6 protein-coding genes are annotated in these 5,060 nt (G+C 74.4%); all 6 read left to right on the top strand.

The genetic code is table 11. From position 1 onward, the window contains the following. A partial coding sequence (locus GV155_RS11185) for a hypothetical protein (protein WP_201300145.1) occupies window positions 1-209 on the top strand: 209 nt, incomplete at its 5' end. Continuing rightward, entirely contained in the window at window positions 206-1,357 is a 1,152-nt protein-coding gene (gene argJ, locus GV155_RS11180; protein WP_160007961.1) for a bifunctional glutamate N-acetyltransferase/amino-acid acetyltransferase ArgJ, read from the top strand. The genes GV155_RS11185 and argJ, both read left to right, overlap by 4 nt. A 56-nt stretch (window positions 1,358-1,413) precedes the next feature. Then, on the top strand, window positions 1,414-2,352 hold the full coding sequence (gene argB / locus GV155_RS11175; RefSeq protein WP_160011194.1) for an acetylglutamate kinase: 939 nt from the start codon (window positions 1,414-1,416) through the stop codon (window positions 2,350-2,352). Then, window positions 2,352-3,560: an acetylornithine transaminase gene (locus tag GV155_RS11170; RefSeq protein WP_160007959.1), complete on the top strand. Its 1,209-nt coding sequence runs from the start codon at window positions 2,352-2,354 to the stop codon at window positions 3,558-3,560. The genes argB and GV155_RS11170 overlap by 1 nt, the downstream gene beginning before the upstream one ends. A 2-nt stretch (window positions 3,561-3,562) precedes the next feature. Next, window positions 3,563-4,543 (top strand): ornithine carbamoyltransferase, encoded by a 981-nt coding sequence (argF, locus tag GV155_RS11165; RefSeq protein ID WP_236554261.1) that lies wholly within the window; start codon window positions 3,563-3,565, stop codon window positions 4,541-4,543. Beyond that, window positions 4,540-5,060, top strand: a 521-nt coding sequence (locus tag GV155_RS11160; RefSeq protein ID WP_160007957.1) for an arginine repressor, incomplete at its 3' end; no start/stop codon positions are given. The genes argF and GV155_RS11160, both read left to right, overlap by 4 nt.

The raw sequence follows: 5,060 nt of genomic DNA, 5'->3' as shown, positions 1-5,060 counted from the left end.
CGCTCGGAGACGTCGACGTCGTCGCCGAGCAGTGGACCGAGCTGGGCCTGGACGTCGTGGACGCGCCGCCCCGCATCGCACCCGAGCGCCCCGAGCGCCCGGCCCGCCCCGACCGCCCGGAGCGCCCCGAGCGCCCGGAGGCCGACCCGGACCGCCCGTCCGACGACCGCAAGCGCGACCGCCGCAAGCCCGAGAGGAAGACCCCGTGAGCATCACCCACCCCGCCGGATTCCGGGCCGCCGGCGTCGCCGCCGGCCTGAAGAGCACCGGTGCGCGCGACGTGGCTCTCGTGGTCAACGACGGCCCGACCCACGACTCGGCCAGCGTCTTCACCGCCAACCGGTGCAAGGCCAACCCCGTGCTGTGGAGCCAGGAGGTCGTGAAGGACGGTGTCGTCCGCGCGGTCTTCCTCAACTCCGGCGGCGCCAACTGCTACACCGGCCCGGAGGGCTTCGCCACGACCCACGCGGTCGCCGAGCGGGTCGCCGAGCGCGCGGGCATCGGCGCCGGTGACGTCGTCGTCTGCTCCACCGGCCTGATCGGGCTGACCAACGACCGCAGCACCGTGCTCGCCGGCGCCGACGCGGCGTACGACGCCCTCGCCCCCCAGGGCGGCGACGACGCGGCGCACGCGATCATGACCACCGACTCGATCAGCAAGCAGGTCGTCGTCGAGGGGGCCGGCTGGTCGGTCGGCGGGATGGCCAAGGGCGCCGGCATGCTCGCGCCCCAGCTGGCCACCATGCTCGTCGTGCTCACCACCGACGCGGTGGTGCCCGCGGCCGACCTGGACCAGGCGCTGCGCGCGGCCACCCGGGTCAGCTTCGACCGGCTCGACTCCGACGGCTGCATGTCGACCAACGACACCGTGACCGTCCTGGCCAGCGGCGCCAGCGGGATCACCCCGGCCCTGCCGGACTTCACCGAGGCGCTGACCCAGGCCTGTACCGACCTGGCCCTGCAGCTGCTCAAGGACGCCGAGGGCGCCGACCACGAGATCGCGATCACCACCCTCGGTGCGGTCAGCGAGGACGAGGCCGTCGAGGTCAGCCGCAGCGTGGCCCGCTCCAACCTCTTCAAGGCCGCCGTCTTCGGCAAGGACCCGAACTGGGGTCGCGTGCTGGCCAGCATCGGCACCACCGCGGCCACCTTCGACCCCGGCGACCTCGACGTGGCCATCAACGGGGTCTGGGTCTGCCGCGAGAGCACCCCGGAGGCCGACCCGACCGAGGTCGACCTCGAGCCCCGCGAGGTCACGGTGACCATCGACCTCAAGTCCGGCGGCGAGCGCGCGACGGTCTGGACCAACGACCTCACCCACGCCTACGTCCACGAGAACAGCGCCTACTCCTCATGAGCGAGCCCACCATGAACGACGAGACCCAGCCCGACCCGCGCCTCGACACCGCCGGCATGGTCTTCTCCGAGATGCAGCCGGCCGACCCCGAGAAGGCCACGACCCTGGCCGCGGCCCTGCCCTGGCTGAAGCGCTACCACGGCAAGGTCGTCGTGGTGAAGTACGGCGGCAACGCGATGACCGACGACGTCCTCAAGCGCGCCTTCGCCGAGGACATCGCCTTCCTGCGCTTCGCCGGCTTCCGCCCGGTCATCGTGCACGGCGGCGGTCCGCAGATCTCGTCGATGCTCGACCGGCTCGGCATCGAGTCGGAGTTCCGCGGCGGCCTGCGGGTCACCACGCCCGAGGCGATGGACGTCGTACGCATGGTGCTGGTCGGCCAGGTCCAGCGCGAGCTGGTGGGGCTGATCAACGAGCACGGCCCGCTCGCGGTCGGGCTGTCCGGGGAGGACGCCGGCCTGTTCACCGCCGAGGCCACGAACACCGTCGTCGACGGCGAGGAGGTCGACCTCGGCCTGGTCGGCGAGGTCGCGTCCGTGCGCCCCGAGGCCGTCCAGGACCTGATCGAGGCCGGCCGCATCCCGGTCGTCTCCTCGGTGGCGCCCGACGTCGACGGCCAGGTCCACAACGTCAACGCCGACACCGCCGCCGCAGCCCTCGCGGTGGCGCTCGGCGCCGAGAAGCTGCTCGTGCTGACCGACGTCGAGGGCCTCTACCGCGACTGGCCGGCCAGCGACGACCTGATCTACGAGATCAGCCCCGAGAACCTGCACGCCCTGCTGCCCACGCTGGCCAGCGGGATGGTGCCCAAGATGGCCGCCTGCCACCTCGCCGTGCGCGACGGCGTCCCGCGCGCGACCGTCGTCGACGGGCGCGAGCCGCACGCCGTCCTGCTCGAGCTCTTCACCGACGAGGGCGTCGGCACCCAGGTGCTGCCCGGCGTCGAGACGAAGTACCGCAAGGCCCGCCACAAGCCCCAGCCGAAGGACGCGTGATGACGCAGACCCCGCCGCTGCCCACCGAGGACCTCACCGCGCGCTACGCCGACGCGGTGATGAACACCTTCGGCCCGCCCAAGCTCACCCTCGTCCGCGGCGAGGGCGCGCACGTCTGGGACGCCGGCGGCACGGAGTACGTCGACCTGCTCGGCGGCATCGCCGTCAACGCGCTCGGCCACGCCCACCCGGCGCTGGTCGGGGCGGTCCACGAGCAGATGAGCACGCTGGGCCACGTCTCGAACTTCTTCACCACCGGCCCCCAGGTCGAGCTGGCCGAGACCCTGCTGCGGCTGGTGGACGCCGGCGACGGGAAGGTCTTCCTCGCCAACTCCGGCGCCGAGGCCGTCGAGGCCGCCTTCAAGCTCACCCGCCGCACCGGGCGCACCCACGTCGTCGTGGCCGAGAACGGCTTCCACGGCCGCACCATGGGCGCCCTGGCGCTCACCTCGAAGGCCGCCTACCGGGAGCCGTTCGAGCCGCTCCCGGGCCACGTCACCTTCGTGCCGTACGGCGACACCGCCGCGCTCGACGCCGCCGTCTCCGACGAGACCGCCGCGGTCCTGCTCGAGCCGATCCAGGGCGAGGCCGGCGTCAACGTCGCGCCCGAGGGCTACCTCGCCCACGCCCGCGCGCTCACCGAGCAGCACGGCGCGCTGCTGTGGCTCGACGAGATCCAGTCCGGCATGGGCCGGCCCGGCGCCTGGTTCGCCCACCACCTGCCCGGCATCGGCGGCGAGCCGCACGTGCGCCCGGACCTGGTGACCGTGGCCAAGGGCCTGGCCGGCGGCTTCCCGATCGGGGCCTGCGTGGCCACCGGCGCGGCCGCCGACCTGCTCCAGCCCGGCAACCACGGCACCACCTTCGGTGGCAACCCGGTGGCCTGCGCGGCCGCGCTGGCCGTGATCGCCACCATCGAGGGCGACGGCCTGATGGCGCACGCCGACCGGGTCGGCCGCCGCCTGCGCGACGGGCTCGCCGCCGATGCCCGGGTCACCGAGGTCCGCGGTGAGGGCCTGCTGATCGGCGTCTCGCTGAGCACCGAGAAGGCGCCCGACGTCGTGGCCTCGGCGCAGGAGCGCGGCTGGATCGTCAACGCCACCACACCGGACCGGGTCCGCCTGGCCCCGCCGCTGGTGCTCACCGAGGCCGACGCCGAGGCGTTCGTGGCGGCCTGGCCCGACATCCTCGACGGGGCGCAGGCGTGAGCGTGACCGCCCCTGTCGTCGCCCCCGCCACCACGCCCCGGCCCGGGCTGCGCCACCTGCTCGCCGACGACGACCTGGACCCGGCCGAGCAGGCCGAGGTGCTCGACCTGGCGGCCGCGCTCAAGGCCGCGCCGTACGACGCGAAGCCGCTGGCCGGCCCCCGCTCGGTCGCGATGGTCTTCGACAAGCCGACCCTGCGCACGCAGGTCTCGTTCGGCGCCGGGATCGCCGAGCTCGGCGGCCACCCGATGCTCATCGACGGGGCGCTGGCAGCGATCGGGCGCCGCGAGTCGGTGCCCGACGTCGCCCGCGTGCTCGGACGGCAGGTCACCGCGATCGTGTGGCGCACCTACGCCCAGGCCGACCTCGCCGCGATGGCCGAGCACGCCGGGGTGCCGGTCGTGAACGCGCTGACCGACGAGTTCCACCCGTGCCAGCTGGTCGCCGACCTGCTCACCGTCCGCGAGCGCTTCGGCACCCTCGCCGGGCTCAGCGTCGCCTTCGTCGGCGACGGCGCCTGCAACATGGGCAGCTCCTGGCTGCTCGCGGGCGCCACCGCCGGGATGCACGTGCGCGTCAGCGCCCCGGACGGCTACGTCCCGGACGACGCGATGCTCGCCCGGGCCGGTGCGATCGCCGCCCGTACGGGCGGCAGCGTCGCCACCGTGGCCGACCCCGTCGCCGCGGTCTCCGGTGTCGACGTGGTCGTCACCGACACCTGGGTCTCGATGGGCCGGGAGTCGGAGTCGGTGGCCCGCGAGAAGGTCTTCGCCGGGCACCGTCTCACCGCCGACCTGCTGGCCCGTGCCGCCGAGCACGCCGTGGTGCTGCACTGCCTGCCGGCCTACCGCGGCAAGGAGATCGACGGCGAGGTGCTCGACGGCCCGCGCAGCCTGGTCTGGGACGAGGCGGAGAACCGCCGCCACGCCCAGAAGGCCGTGCTGGCCTGGCTCGTCACGCGCTCCGGGCTGGCGGCGTCATGACCGAGTCGGCCCTGCGCCCCACCACCAAGAACTCCCGGCACCAGCGGATCATCGACCTGGTCACCCACCACGAGGTGCGGTCCCAGGCCGACCTGGCCGCGCTGCTCGCCGAGTCCGGCGTCCACGTCACCCAGGCCACGCTGTCGCGCGACCTCGTCGAGCTCGACGCGCTGAAGGTCCGCACCCCGGCCGGTGCCCTGGTCTACGCCGTCCCGGCCGAGGGCGGCGACCGCCGACCCTCGCTGCCGTCCGAGTCCGCGGCCTCCGCCGCGCGGCTCGCCCGGCTGTGCGGCGAGCTGCTGGTCAGCGCCGAGGCCAGCGCCAACCTCGTGGTGCTGCGCACCCCGCCGGGCGCGGCGCAGTTCCTGGCCTCCGCCTTCGACCGCGCCGAGCTGCCCGAGGTGCTCGGCACCATCGCCGGCGACGACACCGTGCTGGTCATCGGGCGCGACCCGCAGGGCGGCGACGACCTCGCCCGGCGGTTCCTCGACCTGGCCCACCCCGACCCGACCGACCC

It is taken from the genome of Nocardioides sp. AX2bis, assembly GCF_902506435.1.
Taxonomy (GTDB): Bacteria; Actinomycetota; Actinomycetes; order Propionibacteriales; family Nocardioidaceae; genus Nocardioides.
Note: the sequence above shows the minus strand (reverse complement) of the source record. Positions and strands in the feature narration are given on the sequence as shown.

Coding starts and splice junctions, on each gene's coding strand:
- GV155_RS11170 (WP_160007959.1), top strand. CDS start 2,352: ATGACGCAGACCCCGCCGCTGCCCACCGAGGACCTCACCGCGCGCTAC.
- argB (WP_160011194.1), top strand. CDS start 1,414: ATGGTCTTCTCCGAGATGCAGCCGGCCGACCCCGAGAAGGCCACGACC.